The organism is Pseudomonas sp. RC3H12 (assembly GCF_018596375.1).
Classification (GTDB): domain Bacteria; phylum Pseudomonadota; class Gammaproteobacteria; order Pseudomonadales; family Pseudomonadaceae; genus Aquipseudomonas.
Genome location: NZ_CP075595.1, coordinates 2,130,514 through 2,145,305, shown reverse-complemented (window position 1 = coordinate 2,145,305; position 14,792 = coordinate 2,130,514). Strand labels below are relative to the sequence as shown.

Annotated in this window: 13 protein-coding genes and 1 pseudogene; 3 read left to right on the top strand and 11 right to left on the bottom strand. The window is 66.4% G+C overall.

The window, feature by feature from the left end; genetic code table 11:
• Positions 1 to 26: 26 nt before the first annotated feature.
• The gene (locus tag KHO27_RS09875; protein WP_110701256.1) at positions 27 to 845 is read right to left on the bottom strand and encodes an AraC family transcriptional regulator; all 819 of its coding nucleotides are present in this window, start codon (positions 843 to 845) and stop codon (positions 27 to 29) included.
• Between the two features lie 135 nt (positions 846 to 980).
• Here KHO27_RS09875 and KHO27_RS09870 point away from each other — a divergent pair, with 135 nt between their 5' ends.
• From KHO27_RS09870 to KHO27_RS26545, 3 genes and pseudogenes are all read left to right on the top strand, one after another.
• Positions 981 to 1,604: a LysE family translocator gene (locus KHO27_RS09870; protein ID WP_111532816.1), complete on the top strand. Its 624-nt coding sequence runs from the start codon at positions 981 to 983 to the stop codon at positions 1,602 to 1,604.
• Between the two features lie 523 nt (positions 1,605 to 2,127).
• Positions 2,128 to 2,367 (top strand): annotated as a pseudogene (locus KHO27_RS26550) (methyl-accepting chemotaxis protein); the annotation flags it as partial.
• Between the two features lie 36 nt (positions 2,368 to 2,403).
• A complete protein-coding gene (locus tag KHO27_RS26545; protein WP_373682093.1) occupies positions 2,404 to 2,862 on the top strand; it encodes a CZB domain-containing protein in 459 nt (152 codons plus the stop codon).
• Here the strand turns inward: KHO27_RS26545 and KHO27_RS09860 are convergent.
• The 10 genes from KHO27_RS09860 to KHO27_RS09815 all read right to left on the bottom strand — a co-directional run bounded on the left by KHO27_RS09860 (position 2,850) and on the right by KHO27_RS09815 (position 14,553).
• Positions 2,850 to 3,125: a peptidylprolyl isomerase gene (locus tag KHO27_RS09860; RefSeq protein WP_013972552.1), complete on the bottom strand. Its 276-nt coding sequence runs from the start codon at positions 3,123 to 3,125 to the stop codon at positions 2,850 to 2,852. The two genes, KHO27_RS26545 and KHO27_RS09860, sit on opposite strands and share 13 nt — an antisense overlap.
• Before the next feature lie 52 nt (positions 3,126 to 3,177).
• On the bottom strand, positions 3,178 to 5,127 hold the full coding sequence (locus KHO27_RS09855; RefSeq protein WP_214501702.1) for an acetoacetate--CoA ligase: 1,950 nt from the start codon (positions 5,125 to 5,127) through the stop codon (positions 3,178 to 3,180).
• Positions 5,128 to 5,216: 89 nt separating this feature from the next.
• Complete coding sequence (hbdH, locus tag KHO27_RS09850) at positions 5,217 to 5,987, bottom strand: 3-hydroxybutyrate dehydrogenase (RefSeq protein ID WP_111532819.1); 771 nt, start codon at positions 5,985 to 5,987, stop codon at positions 5,217 to 5,219.
• Between the two features lie 11 nt (positions 5,988 to 5,998).
• Complete coding sequence (locus KHO27_RS09845; RefSeq protein ID WP_111532820.1) at positions 5,999 to 7,390, bottom strand: GntP family permease; 1,392 nt, start codon at positions 7,388 to 7,390, stop codon at positions 5,999 to 6,001.
• Positions 7,391 to 7,653: 263 nt separating this feature from the next.
• On the bottom strand, positions 7,654 to 9,039 hold the full coding sequence (locus KHO27_RS09840; protein ID WP_110701240.1) for a sigma-54 interaction domain-containing protein: 1,386 nt from the start codon (positions 9,037 to 9,039) through the stop codon (positions 7,654 to 7,656).
• A 40-nt stretch (positions 9,040 to 9,079) separates the two neighbouring features.
• Entirely contained in the window at positions 9,080 to 10,096 is a 1,017-nt protein-coding gene (locus KHO27_RS09835; RefSeq protein ID WP_214501701.1) for an ABC transporter permease, read from the bottom strand.
• Complete coding sequence (locus KHO27_RS09830; RefSeq protein WP_111532821.1) at positions 10,096 to 11,154, bottom strand: microcin C ABC transporter permease YejB; 1,059 nt, start codon at positions 11,152 to 11,154, stop codon at positions 10,096 to 10,098. The genes KHO27_RS09835 and KHO27_RS09830 overlap by 1 nt, the downstream gene beginning before the upstream one ends.
• Positions 11,151 to 12,953, bottom strand: coding sequence for an extracellular solute-binding protein (locus KHO27_RS09825; protein WP_214501700.1), 1,803 nt, complete (start codon positions 12,951 to 12,953; stop codon positions 11,151 to 11,153). Before KHO27_RS09825 ends, KHO27_RS09830 begins: the two co-directional genes overlap by 4 nt.
• A gap of 177 nt (positions 12,954 to 13,130) precedes the next feature.
• Entirely contained in the window at positions 13,131 to 13,412 is a 282-nt protein-coding gene (locus KHO27_RS09820) for a peptidylprolyl isomerase (protein ID WP_110604628.1), read from the bottom strand.
• A 79-nt stretch (positions 13,413 to 13,491) separates the two neighbouring features.
• Positions 13,492 to 14,553 (bottom strand): 3-deoxy-7-phosphoheptulonate synthase, encoded by a 1,062-nt coding sequence (locus KHO27_RS09815; protein ID WP_111532822.1) that lies wholly within the window; start codon positions 14,551 to 14,553, stop codon positions 13,492 to 13,494.
• Positions 14,554 to 14,792: the final 239 nt, after the last annotated feature.

The following is a 14,792-nucleotide window of genomic DNA, read 5'->3' as shown; positions in this document are numbered from 1 at the left end:
TTGCAGGGGGCCGCTGTGCGGTGATGTCAGTGCTTCAGTGCCGCCCGGTAGGCCCCGGGTGTCACCCCGACATGCGCCTTGAACACCCGCTGGAAGTGGCTCTGATCGGCAAAACCCAGGTTATAGGCCACCTCCGCCAGCGCCTGCCCCTGGCGCAACAGACTCCGGGCCTTGTTCACCCGCGCGTTGAGCAGGCAGGCGTGAGGGGTCATGCCGGTAGCGACGCTGAACGCCCGTATTAATTGGTAGCGCCCCATGTCGGCCTGGCGCGCCAGGCGCTCCAGGCTCAGTTCGGCCAGGTCCTGCTCCTGGGCGTGGTCCAACAGTTCGCGCAGTGTCGACGGTGGCAAGGGTGGCGCCGGCAGCAAGGCTGGGTGCATGGAGAAATCATGTTCGCCGATGAAGGCTACCAACGCCGCCTCTTTCTCGAAGGTTGCCGCCGGTGAGAACAGCAACCTGTTCAGCGCGCAGAACTGCTGGTACAGCGCTTGCGAGCGAGTGACCCGGGCCACGGCACCGGGCTCGCCTGCGGCAACGCCGGATTCGAGGCGTAGCTTACGCAGCCACTCGGCATCCAGGTGCAGCATCTGGTAGCTCCAGGCCTGTCCCGGTTGCGGGTTGCAGGCATGCACCCGCTGCGCCGGCACGAACACCAGGGTACCCGGCGTCAAGCGCTCCTCACCGCGGGCGGCGCCGGTGAAGCGGCTGCTGCCTGCATCCACTGCGCCGATGGAAAAGCTGGGGTGGCTGTGGGCCTTGTAGCAGGCGCGGCTATGGCAGGCGCGCCGGCTCTCGACGTACGGCAAGGCCGGGTCGTACCAGATTTCGCTGCTCGGGCGGGGCATGGCGAGGAACCTGAGGATGGGCGGAAGGCGCCAGTCTAGCGCCTGGCCGCTGTTCCGGCCATTTGCCGCGCCACTGTGCTTGACGGGCCTGCCCGTCAAGCGCGACGCTGCGCCGGTCCCTGCCGGAGAACCTTAATGGACCTGTCAAGCCTGCTGCTGTTCATCCCCGCCTGTTTCGCCCTGAACATGGCGCCGGGCCCCAACAACCTGCTGTCACTGCACAATGCCAGCCGCTACGGCCTGCGTACTGCCTGCGTGGCCGGTGCCGGGCGCCTGCTCGCCTTCAGCGGCATGATCGCCCTGGCCGCGATGGGCCTGGCCGCCGTGCTGCACACCAGCGAGTACCTGTTCCTGGCGATCAAGGTGCTGGGTGCGGGGTATCTGTTCTATATCGCCTGGCAGCTGTGGCGGGCACCGGTCGGCGAGGCGGTGGTGGCCGGCGAGCAGCCTCGCGGCACATGGAAGCTGGCGCGCCAGGAGTTCTGGGTGGCGGCGGGCAATCCCAAGGCCATCCTGATCTTCACCGCCTTCCTGCCGCAGTTCGTCACGGTTGGCAGCGCCACCCCGGTCAGCGAGCAGTTCCTGCGCTTGGGCGTGTTGTTCCTGTTGCTGGAGTGGGCGGCCATCGCCATCTATGCCGGACTTGGTGCCTACCTGCAGCGCTGGTTCGAACGGCCCGGGCCACGGCGCATGTTCAACCGGGTTAGCGCCTCGCTGCTGGGGTGCGCGGGGCTTGGCCTGCTGGCGGCCCGTCGCTGATCCGCTGTTTTCCCTCGCAGCTGAGTATTGCCGCGCTTTGCGCTTGCTGAGACCTTTCCATGTTTCTGCCCGGAGCTTTTTCGCCGGGTGACAAGCGGTGGGTCTATCCCGGGAGCGTGGTGTGAAGTGGTGGAGCAAGGCAGGTCGGCAAGACCCGCAGATCAAGGAGCTGAACGTCGCCCTGGAGCATTCCCGTTCACAGTTGGCGGCGTTGGAGCAGCGCGCCCGCGAGGCGGAATCGAGGGCTGAGGAACTGGCGCGAGAGAACCAGGTGCTCGGGCACCTGGCCGGCAACCTCTCGGCGTTCTCGCATTCCCTGGAAATGACCCAGACCTCGTTCGCCAGCCTCGCCCACAGCATGGAGCAGGAACGGCAGTACGCCATCCGCATCCAGGGTATCGCCAGCAGCAACCAGGCCAGTATCGACGCGATCGCGACCAATCTCGAGCAACTGGCCGATGCCTCCGGCGAAGCGTCGGAGAAGGTCGGCAGGCTCGATCATCAGGCCCAGCAGGTCGGCGGTGTGCTGGAGATCATCCGCGAGGTAGCGGACCAGACCAATTTGCTCGCGTTGAACGCGGCCATCGAGGCGGCGCGGGCGGGAGATGCCGGGCGCGGCTTTGCCGTGGTGGCCGATGAGGTCAGGACCCTGGCCAGGCGCACCGCAGACGCCACTGCCGAGATCGGCACGCTGGTCTCGGCGATTCGTGCCGACAGTGCGCAAAGCCGTGGGCATATCGCCAGCCTGGCCGAGCATTCGTCGTCATACAGCGGTGTTGGCCAGTCCGCGGCCAGTACCATGCGCCAGTTGCTCGACATGTCGACGGTGGCCGAAGGATCGGCATCGGTGTCGGCGCTGCGCAGCTTCTGCGAGCTGGCCAAGCTCGATCACCTGATCTACAAGTTCCGCGTCTACAAGGTGTTGTTCGGGGTCTCGCAGGAGCGCAGCTCGGACTTTACCGACCATACCCACTGCCGCCTGGGCAAGTGGTATCGCGAGGGAGACGGGGCCCTGCACTATGCGCACCTTGCCGGGTACAAGGAGATCGACGCGCCCCATGCCGCTGTGCACCGCTGCGCATTCGACGCCATCGATGCCCATGCCAGCGGCGATACGACAGCGATGCTCAAGGCTGTGGCCGAAATGGAGAGTGCCAGCCTTGCTGTGCAGGAGGGTTTGGAGCGCGTGGTCGCCAGTGGCGAGCAATCGCCTTCGTTGTTGCAGAGACGGCGCGAGAGCGAGGCTCAGTCGCGATAGAAAGTCTGCACAAGGTGATAGCCGAACTTGCTCTTGATCGGTCCGTGGACCACGCGCAGGGGCTTCTTGAAGATCACCTGGTCGATGGCGCCGACCATCTGGCCGGGACGTATTTCACCCAGGTCGCCGCCGCGCTTGCCGGACGGGCAGGTGGAAAATTTCTTCGCCAGCACGTCGAAAGCCTCGCCGTTGGCGATGCGCTGCTTGAGCTTTTCGGCTTCGTCAGCGGTCTTGACCAGGATGTGGCGGGCTTGGGCTTTCATGGGGTTACCTGTGCTTCGGGGTAAAAGGGCGACATTATGCCTGATGTCGCCATCAGCGTAACTCCGGGCGGTCACGGAACTGCTGCAGCGCCTCGGGGTTGGCCAGGGCGTCGGTGTTCTTCACCGGCCGGCCATGCACCACGTCGCGGATCGCCAGCTCCACCAGCTTGCCGCTGAGGGTGCGCGGGATGTCGCTGACCTGGACGATCACCGCCGGCACATGACGCGGCGTGGCGTACTGGCGAATCACCTGGCGGATACGCAGGCTGAGCGCTTCGTCGAGCTGCAGACCGTCGCGCAGGCGCACGAACAGCACCACGCGCACATCGTCATGCCAGTCCTGGCCGATGGCCACGCTTTCCAGTACCTCCCCGACCTTTTCCACCTGGCGGTAGATCTCGGCGGTGCCGATACGCACGCCGCCGGGATTGAGCACGGCGTCGGAGCGGCCATGGATGATCAGCCCGCTGCCAGGCACCTGCTCGGCGTAGTCGCCCTGGCACCAGACCCCTTCGAACTGGCTGAAGTACGCGTCGTGGTAGCGCTGGCCATCAGCGTCGCCCCAGAAACCGAGCGGCATGGAGGGGAAGGGATGCACGCAGACCAGCTCACCTTTCGCGCCGCTGATCGGCTGGCGCTGTCCGTCCCAGACTTCCACCGCCATGCCCAGGGCCTTGCCAGCGATCTCGCCACGGCGCACCGGCAGTAGCGGGTTACCGGCCACGAAGCAGGCGACGATATCGGTGCCACCGGACATCGAGGCCAGGCATACGTCGGCCTTTACCTTGGCGTAGACATAGTCGTAGCTGTGGGGCGACAGCGGCGAGCCGGTGCAAAGGATCAGGCGCAGGCTGCCCAGGCCATGGGATTTCGCAGGCTCCACAGCGGCCTGCTCCAGGGCGGCGAGGTACTTGGGGCTGGTGCCGAAGGCGCGGATGCCTTCTGCGTCGATCAGGTCGAGCAAACGCTCGGGCCCGGGGTGAAACGGCGAGCCGTCATACAGCACCAGGGTGGCGCCGACCGCCAGCCCGCTGGCCAGCCAGTTCCACATCATCCAGCCACAGGTGGTGTAGTAGAACAGCACATCGTCGGCCTTGAGGTCGTTGTGCAGGCCGTGCTCCTTGAGGTGCTGCAACAGTACGCCGCCAGCGCGGTGGACGATGCACTTGGGCACGCCGGTGGTGCCGCTGGAATACAGGATATAGAGCGGATGGTCGAAGGGCAGCGCGGCGAAGGTCGGCGTACCGCCGGGCGTGAAGTAGTCGGCCCACAGGGTCGTCGGCTTGCCGGTGAACTCATCGGCGCGGGTCTGCGGCCGGGTATGCGGCACCACCAGCAACTGCTCGACGCTCGGTAGCTGGGCCACGACCTGGTTGATCTTCTCGACCTGGTCGATGACCTTGCCGGCATATTGATAACCGGCGCAAACCACCAGCAGCCGGGGGGCGATCTGGCCAAAGCGATCGATGATGCCGTGGCTGCCAAAGTCCGGCGAGCAGCTGGACCAGACCGCGCCGAGGCTGGTGGCGGCGAGCATGGCTACCAGGGTTTCCCAGGAGTTGGGCATGACTGCGGCGATACGATCGCCCGGCGCGATCCCGGCCTGGCGAAAAGCCTGTTGCAAGCCGGCGACCTGCGCAGCCAGTTGATTGTGGGTGAGGCTGTGGCGGCTGCCGTCCTCGCGCACGGCCACCATGGCCGGGCGGTCGTCGCGGCGCTGCAGCAGATGTTCGGCGAAATTCAGGGTGGCGCCGCGGAACCAGCGTGCGTCGGCCATGTGTTCGCCTTCCTCGAGGATGCTTGAAGGCGGCGTGTGCCACTGCACATGGAAGTACTCGGCGAGTGTCTGCCAGAACTGCGGGCGCTGCTCGACGCTCCAGCGGTGCAGGGCGGCGTAGTCGTCGAGCTGAAGGTTGAAGCGCCGGTTGACGCGACGACGGAAGGCATCCATCCGGCTGGCTTCGATCTGGGTGGTGGTGGGGCGCCAGAGTACGTCGTTCATGCCGGGAGTCTCGGTCAGGGATGAGCGTCTTATCGCGGTGCGAGCCCGCTCCTGTACAGGAGCGGGTTTGTCTTGTTCCACTCTAGTCTTTACTGGGCGAGCCAGCCGCCATCGACGTTCCAGGCGGCGCCACGGACCTGGCTGCCGGCCTCGCTGCACAGGAACAGTACCAGTTCGCCCAGGTGCCGGGGCGTGACGAAGGCCAGGGAGGGCTGCTTCTCAGCCAGCAGGTCGTGTTGCGCCTGCTGTGCATCGCCATCGCTGGCGGCGCGGTCATCGATCTGTTTCTGCACCAGCGGTGTCAGTACCCACCCCGGGCAGATGGCGTTGCAGGTGACGTTGCTGGTGGCGGTCTCCAGGCCGATCACCTTGGTCAGGCCGACCACGCCATGCTTGGCGGCCACGTAGGCGGCCTTGCCGGTGGAGCCCACCAGGCCGTGCACCGAGGCGATATTGACGATCCGCCCCCAGCCGCGCGCTCGCATGCCTGGCAACACCAGGCGGCTGCCATGGAACACCGCCGAGAGGTTCAGGGCGATGATCTTGTCCCAGGCCTCCACCGGAAACTGCTCGACCGGCGCCACATGCTGGATGCCGGCATTGTTGACGAGGATGTCGACCGTGCCGAACTCGCGCTCGGCCAGGGCGAACATCTGCTCGATTTGCGCCACCTCGGACAAGTCGGCGGGATGATGGGCGACCTTGACCCCGAACCGCCTGATCTCGGCGATGGCCGCGGCCGGGTCGCCGAAACCGTTGAGCAGGATGTTAGCGCCGGCCTCGGCCAGCACCTGGGCTATTCCCAAGCCGATGCCGCTGGTGGAACCGGTGACCAGTGCGGTCTTGCCTTTGAGCGTCATGCCTTTCTCCTTCATACGATGCCGGTGGCGTAGAACGTGGCGATGACCACGAACACGGCCAGGGTCTTGATCAGGGTAATACCGAAAATGTCCTTGTAGGCTTCGCGGTGGGTCAGCCCGGTGACCGCCAGCAAGGTGATCACCGCGCCATTGTGCGGCAGGGTGTCCATGCCGCCGCTGGCCATGGCGGCGACCCGGTGCAGCACCTCCAGCGGGATGTTGGCGGCGTTGGCGGCGGCGATGAAACTGTCGCTCATGGCGGCCAGGGCGATGCTCATGCCGCCGGAGGCGGAGCCGGTGATGCCGGCCAGCAGGGTGACGGTGATGGCTTCGTTGACCAGCGGGTTGGGGATGCCGCGCAGGGCGTCGGCCAGCACCAGGAAGCCAGGCAGCGAAGCGATCACGGCGCCGAAGCCGTATTCCGACGCCGTGTTCATTGCCGCCAGCAGGGCGCCGCTGACCGCGCTCTTGGTGCCTTCGGCCAGGCGCTGGCGAATGGTGCCGAAGGCGCAGATCAGCACCATCAGGATGCCCACCAGCAATGCTGCCTGCACCGCCCAGATCGCCGTCAGCTTGGCCACGTCGCTCTGCACCGGCGCGGCCATGCCCGGCAGTTGCAGGGTGTGGCTGGTGCCGTACCACTGCGGGATCCAGTGGGTGAACAGCAGGTTCATCACGCCTACCAGAAGCAGCGGCGCCAAGGCCAGCCAGGGATTGGGCAGGGCGATGTCGTCGGCGGTCTCCGGTTCGTTGCGCAGGTTGCTGCCATAGCCTTCCCCCTTGCGCTGGGCCTTGTTGCGCTGGCGTTGCAGGTAGAGCATGCCGGTGCAGAACACGAACAATGTGCCGATCAGGCCCAGCCAGGGCGCGGCCCACGCGGTGGTGTTGAAGAAAGTGCTGGGGATGATGTTCTGGATCTGTGGAGTGCCGGGCAGGGCGTCCATGGTGAAGGAGAACGCGCCCAGGGCGATGGTCGCCGGGATCAGCCGCTTGGGGATGTCGCTCTGGCGGAACATCTCGGCGGCGAACGGGTACACCGCGAACACCACCACGAACAGCGACACGCCGCCGTAGGTGAGCAGGGCGCAGACCAACACGATCACCAGCATTGCCTGGCGGGTGCCGAGCAAGCGGATGGCGGCGGCGACGATCGAACGCGAAAAGCCCGACAGCTCGATCAGCTTGCCGAACACCGCGCCGAGCAGGAACACCGGGAAGTAGAGCTTGATGAAGCCGACCATTTTCTCCATGAACACTCCGGTGAAGGCCGGGGCCACGGCGGCGGGGTCGGTGAGCAGCACCGCGCCGAGGGCGGCGATGGGGGCGAAGAGGATCACGCTGTAGCCGCGGTAGGCAGCGAGCATCAGCAGGGCCAGGGCGGCCAGGGCGATGAGCACGGTCATCCTAAGGGGATCTCCAACTGTTGTTTTTATGGTTGGAATGCAGTTAGCGGAAATCGTGCCAAGTTCTTAAGTCATTGAAATTATGGGTTTTTCTTGTTGCCCTGAAATTCAGTGTCTCTGATTTGAGAAAGTGGGACCGCGCCGCGGCCATCGCCGGCAAGCCGGATCCCACAGTTGATCGCGGTATGCCCCTGTGGGACCCGCTTGCCGGCGATCAAGGGCGAAGCCATGGTGGCCATCTCATAAAAGAGATGAACGTCTCATTATTGAGACTCGATTTCCAGCGCCGCCATCTTCTTGTACAGCGTCGACCGTCCCAGGCCCAATGCCTGCGCCGCCTCCGGCACATTTCCGGCGCTGCGCGCCAAGGCATCGACAATCAATCCGCGCTCGAACTGGGCGCACGCCTGGCGGTAATCCAGCGCTGGTGCGGCCAATGCCACCGGGCTCAACGGCCCCAGCGCGTTCGCCAGGTCATGCACGCCCAGTCGCGGCTGGTCCGCCAGCAGGGTCGCCCGCTCCAGTACGTTGCGCAGCTCACGGATATTCCCCGGCCAGGCATGGCGCCCCAACAACGCCTGGGCCTCGGCCTCCAGCTCGTACTGGCTGCCCAGTTCGACGAGGATCGCCTCGCACAGCGCCGGCAGGTCCTCCAGGCGTTCGCGCAGCGGTGGCACCTGCACCGGCAGCACGTTCAGCCGGTAGTACAGGTCGGCGCGGAACGCCCCCCTGGCCATGGCCGCCTGCAGGTCGATGGAGGTGGCGGCGATGATCCGCACGTCGCTGCGCAGCATCTGGTTGCTGCCCACCGGCTCGTATTCCTTCTCCTGCAATACGCGCAGCAGTTTGCTTTGCAGGGTCAGCGGCATGTCGCCGATCTCGTCGAGAAACAGCGTGCCGCCCTCGGCCAGTTGCAGCTTGCCGTTGCGGCCCTTGCGGTCGGCGCCGGTGAAGGCGCCTGGGGCGGTGCCGAAGAACTCGGCCTCGAGCAGTGCCTCGGGGATCGCCGCGCTGTTGATGCTGACGAAGGCTTTGTGCGCGCGGGCCGAGGCGGCATGAATGGCGTGGGCCAGCAGTTCCTTGCCGGTGCCGGTCTCGCCCAGCAACAGCACCGGCGAGTCGCTGCCGGCCCCACGCCGGGCGCGGCGCTTGGCCTCGAGGCAGGCGGGGCTACTGCCGACGAACTGGGCGAAGCTGTAGCGGGCTTGGCGCGCGCGCAGCTGCGAGCGGGTCGAGGCCAGTTCCTGCTGCATGCTGGCGAAGCGCTTGAGCAGCGGCGACAGGCTGCGCAGCTCGTCGAACAGGGCGAAGCCAATGGCGCCGATCAGCGCGCCCTGGTCGTCGTGGATCGGCAGGCGCATCACCACCAGCGGTTCGTTCGGTGTGTCGAGCATGTCCAGCAGGATCGGCTTGCCGTTGCTCACCACCTCACGCATGAGGCTGCCGGGGATCACCGCCTCGCACGGTTTGCCGATGGCGCTGGCGGCGTCCTCCAGGCCGAAGCGGCGGGCATAGCGCTCGTTCATCCAGACGATGCGCGCCTGGCGGTCGACGATCACCGTGCCTTCGCTGGATTGCTCGATGATCTCGAACAGCGAGCGGATGGCCAGTTGGCGGACCTGGGGGTAGTCCTTGAGGTTGTCGTGCATGCATTGGTCCAGCGGTTGGATGTGAGGGCGCTACAGGCGATCACCTGCGAGGATCAAATGCCTCGCGCAGCGCATCGCCGATGAATACCAGCAACGACAGGATCAGCGCCAGGGCAAAGAACGCGGTGAAGCCCAACCATGGCGCCTCCAGGTGCTGCTTGCCCTGGGTCACCAGCTCGCCCAGCGAGGCGCTGCCGGCGGGCATGCCGAAGCCGAGGAAGTCCAGCGCGGTCAGGGTGGTGATCGCCCCGGTAAGCATGAACGGCACGTAGGTCAGGGTCGCGTTGAGGGCGTTGGGCAAGATATGCCGCAGCATCACCTGGGTGTCGGAAAGCCCCAGTGCCCGGGCGGCCTTGACGTATTCCAGGTTGCGCCCACGAAGGAACTCGGCGCGCACCACATCCACCAGGGTCAGCCAGGAGAACAGCGCCATGATCCCCAGCAACCACCAGAAATCCGGCTCGACGAACCCCGACAGGATGATCAGCAGGTACAGCACCGGCAACCCCGACCACACCTCCAGCAGGCGCTGGCCGAGCAGGTCGACCCAGCCGCCGTGGTAACCCTGCAAGGCGCCGGCCGTGACGCCGATCAGCACGCTGAGCAGGGTCAGGGCGAAGGCGAACAGCAGCGAGACCCGCGTGCCGTACAGCACCCGCGCCAGCACGTCGCGGCCTTGGTCGTCGGTGCCCAGCCAATTGCTCGTGCTGGGCGGGCTGGGGGTGGGCACCTGCAGGTCGTAGTTGGGGGTGTCGGCGCTGAACGGGATCGGCGCAAAGAGCATCCAGCCGCCCTGGCCCTCGATCAGCTGGCGCACGTACTGGCTGCGGTAGTCGGGTTGGAACGGCAGTTGCCCGCCGAACTGCTGCTCGGTGTAACGCTTGAGTGCCGGGGTGTACAGCTCGCCCTGGTAGCCGAGCAGCAAGGGCTTGTCATTGGCCACCAGCTCCGCGCCCAGGCTCAGCAGCAACAGCCCGGCGAACAGCCACAGCGAAACCCAGCCGCGGCGGTTGTCACGAAAGCGTCGCAGCCGGCGCCGGGCGATGGGCGAGAACATCAGTGGCCCCTCGCGTCGAAGTCGATGCGCGGGTCGAGCACCGTGTAGCACAGGTCACCCAGCAGGCGGATCAGCAGCCCGGCCAGGGTAAAGATGAACAGGGTGCCGAACACCACCGGGTAGTCCCGCGACACCGCCGCCTCGTAGCTCATGCGCCCCAGGCCATCGAGGGAGAAGATCACCTCGATCAGCAGGGAACCTGCGAAGAACACCGTGATCAGCGCCTGGGGCAGGCCGGCTACCACCAGCAACATGGCGTTGCGCAGCACATGGCCGTACAACACGCGCCGTTCGCTCAGGCCCTTGGCCCGGGCGGTGACCACGTACTGGCGGGCGATCTCGTCGAGGAAGGCGTTCTTGGTCAGCAGCGTCAGGGTGGCGAAGCCGCCGATCACCAGGGCGCCGACCGGCAGCACCAGGTGCCAGAAGTAGTCGGCGACCTTGCCCAGCAGGCTGAGCTGGTCGAAATCGTCGGAGACCAGGCCGCGCACCGGGAACCAGTTAAGCGAGGTGCCGCCGGCGAACAGCACGATCAGCAGCAGGGCGAACAGGAACGAGGGCAGGGCGTAGCCGATCACGATCAGCGCGCTGCTCCAGGCATCGAAGCGGCTGCCATGACGCACCGCCTTGCGGATGCCCAGCGGGATCGACACCAGGTAGGTGATCAGCGTGGCCCAAAAACCCAGCGACAGGGTCACCGGCAGTTTCTGCACGATCAGCTCGGTGACCTTGGCACCGCGGAAGAAGCTCTGGCCGAAGTCCAGCCGCGCATATTGGCCGAGCATCAGCCACAGCCGTTCGGGCGCGGACTTGTCGAAGCCGTACTGACGCTTGATTTCTTCGATCAGCTTGGGATCCAGGCCACGGGTGGCGCGGGATTCGCCCTGCACCGCCTCGACCCGTGCACCAGGCGCGCCACCGCCGATACCTTGCAGGCGCGCCACGGCCTGTTCCACTGGCCCGCCGGGCGCGGCCTGGACGATGGCGAAGTTCACCAGCAGGATCGCCAGCAGGGTGGGAATGATCAGCAGCAGGCGGCGCAGGATGTAGGTGGTCATGGCCCTTTCCCCAGTCGCTCGGCCATCTGTTGGGTGGTCAGCGCCCTTGGGCTGACTTCCCACCAGGTGTCCAGGCCTTCGTCATAGGCCGCCTGCACCTTGGGCAGGCCGAAGCGGTTCCACCACACCGTCGAGCTGCCAGGCGGGTAGTAGTTGGGGATCCAGTAGTAGTTCCATTGCAGCACCCGGTCCAGGGCGCGGGCGTGGCGCAGCATGTCGGCCTGGCTGTTGGCGCGTACCAGGCCGTCGAGCAGGCGGTCCACCGCCGGGTCCTTGAGCACCATCAGGTTGTTCGAGCCGGGGTCGTTGGCCGCTGCGGAACCGAAGTAGTTGTACTGCTCGCTGCCCGGCGACAGGGTCACCGGGTAGCCGGTGACGATCATGTCGTAGTCGCGGGCCATCACGCGGTTGACGTACTGGGCGGCGTCGACGTTGCGAATGTTCAGCTCGACGCCGATCTGCGCCAGGTTGCGCTTCCACGGCAGCAGCAGGCGCTCCAGGCCCGACTGGCCATTGAGGAAGGTGAAGCTCAGCGGCTGGCCCTGGGCGTTGACCAGGCGATCGCCCTGGGGATGCCAGCCGGCGTCCTGCAGCAAGGCCAGGGCCTGCAGCTGCTGCTGGCGGATGATGCCGGAGCCGTCGGTGACCGGCGCTCTGAACACCTGGCTGAACACTTCGTCCGGCACCTGGCCGCGCAACGGCTCGAGCAGCTTGAGCTCCTGGGCGTCGGGCAGGGCGCGGGCGGCCAGCGGTGTGTTGGCGTACAGGCTCTGCTGACGGATGTACAGGTTGCGCATCATCTGCCGGTTGCTCCACTCGAAATCCCAGAGCATGCCCAGGGCCTGGCGCACGTGGCGGTCCTTGAACTGCGGCTGGTCCAGGTTGAACACGAAGCCCTGGGCGATCTGCGGCTTGGCCGGGCCCAGGTGGGCGCGGCGCAGGCGCCCGTCATCCAGCGCCGCGCCGTTGTAGCCGAGGGTATAGGCGGTGGCGGAGTACTCGCGGTTGTAGTCGTAGCCACCGCCCTTGAGTACCTGGCGGGCCACTTCGGTATCGCCGAAGAATTCGACGCCAATGCGGGCGAAGTTGTACAGCCCGCGGGCGACCGGCAGGTCCCGCGCCCACCAGTTTGCATCGCGCTCGAAGGTGATACTGCGGCCGTTGTCGATCCGGCCGATGCGATAGGGGCCGCTACCCACGGGCTTGTCGAAGCCGGCGCCGTTGGCAAAGTCGCGCTGGCGCCAGTCATGCTCGGGCAGCACCGGCAGGCCGGCCAGCTCCAGCGGCAGGGTGCGGCCATGGGGCTGCTTGAAGTCGAAGCGCACCTGGCGCGGGCCTTCGACGGTGACCCCGGCGACATCGGCAAACTGGGTGCGGAACTTGAGGCTGCCCTGGCTCATCAGCAGGTCGTAGCTGAAGCGTACGTCTTCGGCGCGCACCGGCTTGCCGTCGGCGAAGGTGGCGCGCGGGTCGAGGTAGAAGCGCAACCAGGCGTCGTCGGGGCCACGCTCCAGGCGCTGGGCGATCAGGCCGTAGACGGTGTAGGGCTCGTCGAGCGAACGCACGGCCAGCGGCGCGTACAGCCAGCCATCGACCTGGCTGACGCCGATACCTTTGTCGATATAGGGCAGGATATGGTCGAACTGGCCGATCTCGATGGCCGAGCGGCGCAGGCTGCCGCCCTTGGGGGCGTCAGGGTTGACGTAGTCGAAGTGGGGGAAGTTCGCGGGGTAGCGGGGGGCTTCACCGTAGACGGTGAGGGCGTGGGTGGGGGCGGCGTGAGCTGACAAGGACAACATCAGGTACAAGCAACTTGTCAGCACACCGCCAAGTCTGACATGGGAGCGGGTATCGTGGGAGCGGGCTTGCCCCGCGATAGCGTTGCCTGGGCGGACACCATCGCGGGGCAAGCCCGCTCCCACGCAGCTTGCTTCCTGCAGACCTTCTCCTACGGGGAAGACCACGGCAATGCCGGATCAGTCCTGGCGGCTGGTCACTTCCAGCAAGTGGTAGCCGAACTGGGTCTTCACCGGGCCCTGGACGACGTTCAGCGGCGCGCTGAAGACCACGGTATCGAATTCCTTGACCATCTGGCCCGGGCCGAACGAGCCCAGGTCGCCGCCCTGTCGGCTGGATGGGCAGGTGGAGTTGGCTTTGGCGACTTCGGCGAAGTCGGCGCCGCCTTCGATCTGCGCTTTGAGTTCGTTGCACTTGTCTTCGCTGGCAACCAGGATGTGGCGGGCGGTGGCTCGGGCCATGGGTACTGCTCCTTGGGTTCGAAAAGGCAAGCCTAGCGCACTTGTTCGTGCCCTGTCTCGCCAGGCTTGCCGCAGAGACTCACAGGCGCGCGGCGGCGTCGCGTAGCAGCGCCTCGGTCGCGTCCCAGCCCAGGCAGCCGTCGGTGATCGACACGCCGTACTTCAGCGCACCCTTGCCCAGGGCCTGGCAGCCGTCGAACAAATGGCCCTCGAGCATCACCCCGACCAGCGAGCGGTCACCGCCCAGGCGCTGGGCCAGCACGTCCTCGAACACCGCCGGCTGGCGCGCCGGATCCTTGCCGCTGTTGGCGTGGCTGCAGTCGACCATGATGCGTGGCGCCAGACCTGCCTTGGCCAGGCCCTGGCGCGCCAGGGCGACGCTCTGGGCGTCGTAGTTCGGGCCCTTGTGCCCGCCGCGCAGCACCAGGTGGGTGTCGGGGTTGCCCAGGGTCTCGATGATCGCCGGATGCCCCTGCGTGTCCATGCCGAAGTGACGGTGCGGGTGGGCGGCGCTGCGCATGGCGTCGCAGGCGATGCCGATACCACCGTCGGTACCGTTCTTGAAGCCGACCGGCAGCTCCAGGCCACTGACCATCTCGCGGTGAATCTGCGACTCGGTGGTGCGCGCGCCGATGGCGGCCCAGCCCAGCAGGTCGTCGAAGTAGCCGGCGGCCATCGGCTGCAGCAGCTCGGTGGCGATCGGCAGGCCGCGTTCGAGCATGCCCAGCATCAGGCCACGGGACAGAGCAATGCCGGCGTGCATGTCATCGCTGCCATCGAGGTGCGGATCGTAGGCCAGGCCTTTCCAGCCCACGGTGGTGCGCGGTTTTTCCACGTAGGCGCGCATCACCAGCAGCAGCTTGTCGTCGACCTCGCGGCTGAGCGCGGCCAGGCGGTCGGCGTACTCAAGGGCCGAGCGCGGGTCATGGATCGAACAGGGGCCGACCACCACCAGCAGGCGTTCGTCGCGGCCTTCGAGAATGGCGCGGATCGCCTGGCGCTGGGCATGGACTTGCTGGGTGAGTTCGCTGGACAGCGGCATCTGCTGCTTGAGCAGGTGCGGGCTGGGCAGGCGCTGGCTGACGGTGGTGTTGGCAGCGTGCGGCTGGGTCAGGGGCAGGGCGAGATTCGAGGCTTGCATGGCGTTTTTTCCCTGGGCGGACGGCGGGTTCTGGCCCGCGCGGTCGGCCCTATCGAGGTGTTCGACTGATCGTCAAATGGGGTGTCTGTGCGGCATTGCCACCGGAAATCGACCGAACGGAGGCGGCAGGCTGGCCCGAACGGAACTGGCTAAATCGCCATGCATAGGTGCGGTAGTAGGTGGTGTGGTTCATGACGTTGTCCTCAAGGTAATCGGTATGTTTCGTGGGCCCGGAAAAG

Bases quoted from the DNA above. Each gene is read 5' to 3' on its own strand.
- KHO27_RS09875 (WP_110701256.1), bottom strand. From the start codon at position 845: ATGCCCCGCCCGAGCAGCGAAATCTGGTACGACCCGGCCTTGCCGTAC.
- KHO27_RS09870 (WP_111532816.1), top strand. From the start codon at position 981: ATGGACCTGTCAAGCCTGCTGCTGTTCATCCCCGCCTGTTTCGCCCTG.
- KHO27_RS26545 (WP_373682093.1), top strand. From the start codon at position 2,404: ATGCGCCAGTTGCTCGACATGTCGACGGTGGCCGAAGGATCGGCATCG.
- KHO27_RS09860 (WP_013972552.1), bottom strand. From the start codon at position 3,125: ATGAAAGCCCAAGCCCGCCACATCCTGGTCAAGACCGCTGACGAAGCC.
- KHO27_RS09855 (WP_214501702.1), bottom strand. From the start codon at position 5,127: ATGAACGACGTACTCTGGCGCCCCACCACCACCCAGATCGAAGCCAGC.
- hbdH (WP_111532819.1), bottom strand. From the start codon at position 5,987: ATGACGCTCAAAGGCAAGACCGCACTGGTCACCGGTTCCACCAGCGGC.
- KHO27_RS09845 (WP_111532820.1), bottom strand. From the start codon at position 7,390: ATGACCGTGCTCATCGCCCTGGCCGCCCTGGCCCTGCTGATGCTCGCT.
- KHO27_RS09840 (WP_110701240.1), bottom strand. From the start codon at position 9,039: ATGCACGACAACCTCAAGGACTACCCCCAGGTCCGCCAACTGGCCATC.
- KHO27_RS09835 (WP_214501701.1), bottom strand. From the start codon at position 10,096: ATGTTCTCGCCCATCGCCCGGCGCCGGCTGCGACGCTTTCGTGACAAC.
- KHO27_RS09830 (WP_111532821.1), bottom strand. From the start codon at position 11,154: ATGACCACCTACATCCTGCGCCGCCTGCTGCTGATCATTCCCACCCTG.
- KHO27_RS09825 (WP_214501700.1), bottom strand. From the start codon at position 12,953: ATGTTGTCCTTGTCAGCTCACGCCGCCCCCACCCACGCCCTCACCGTC.
- KHO27_RS09820 (WP_110604628.1), bottom strand. From the start codon at position 13,412: ATGGCCCGAGCCACCGCCCGCCACATCCTGGTTGCCAGCGAAGACAAG.
- KHO27_RS09815 (WP_111532822.1), bottom strand. From the start codon at position 14,553: ATGCAAGCCTCGAATCTCGCCCTGCCCCTGACCCAGCCGCACGCTGCC.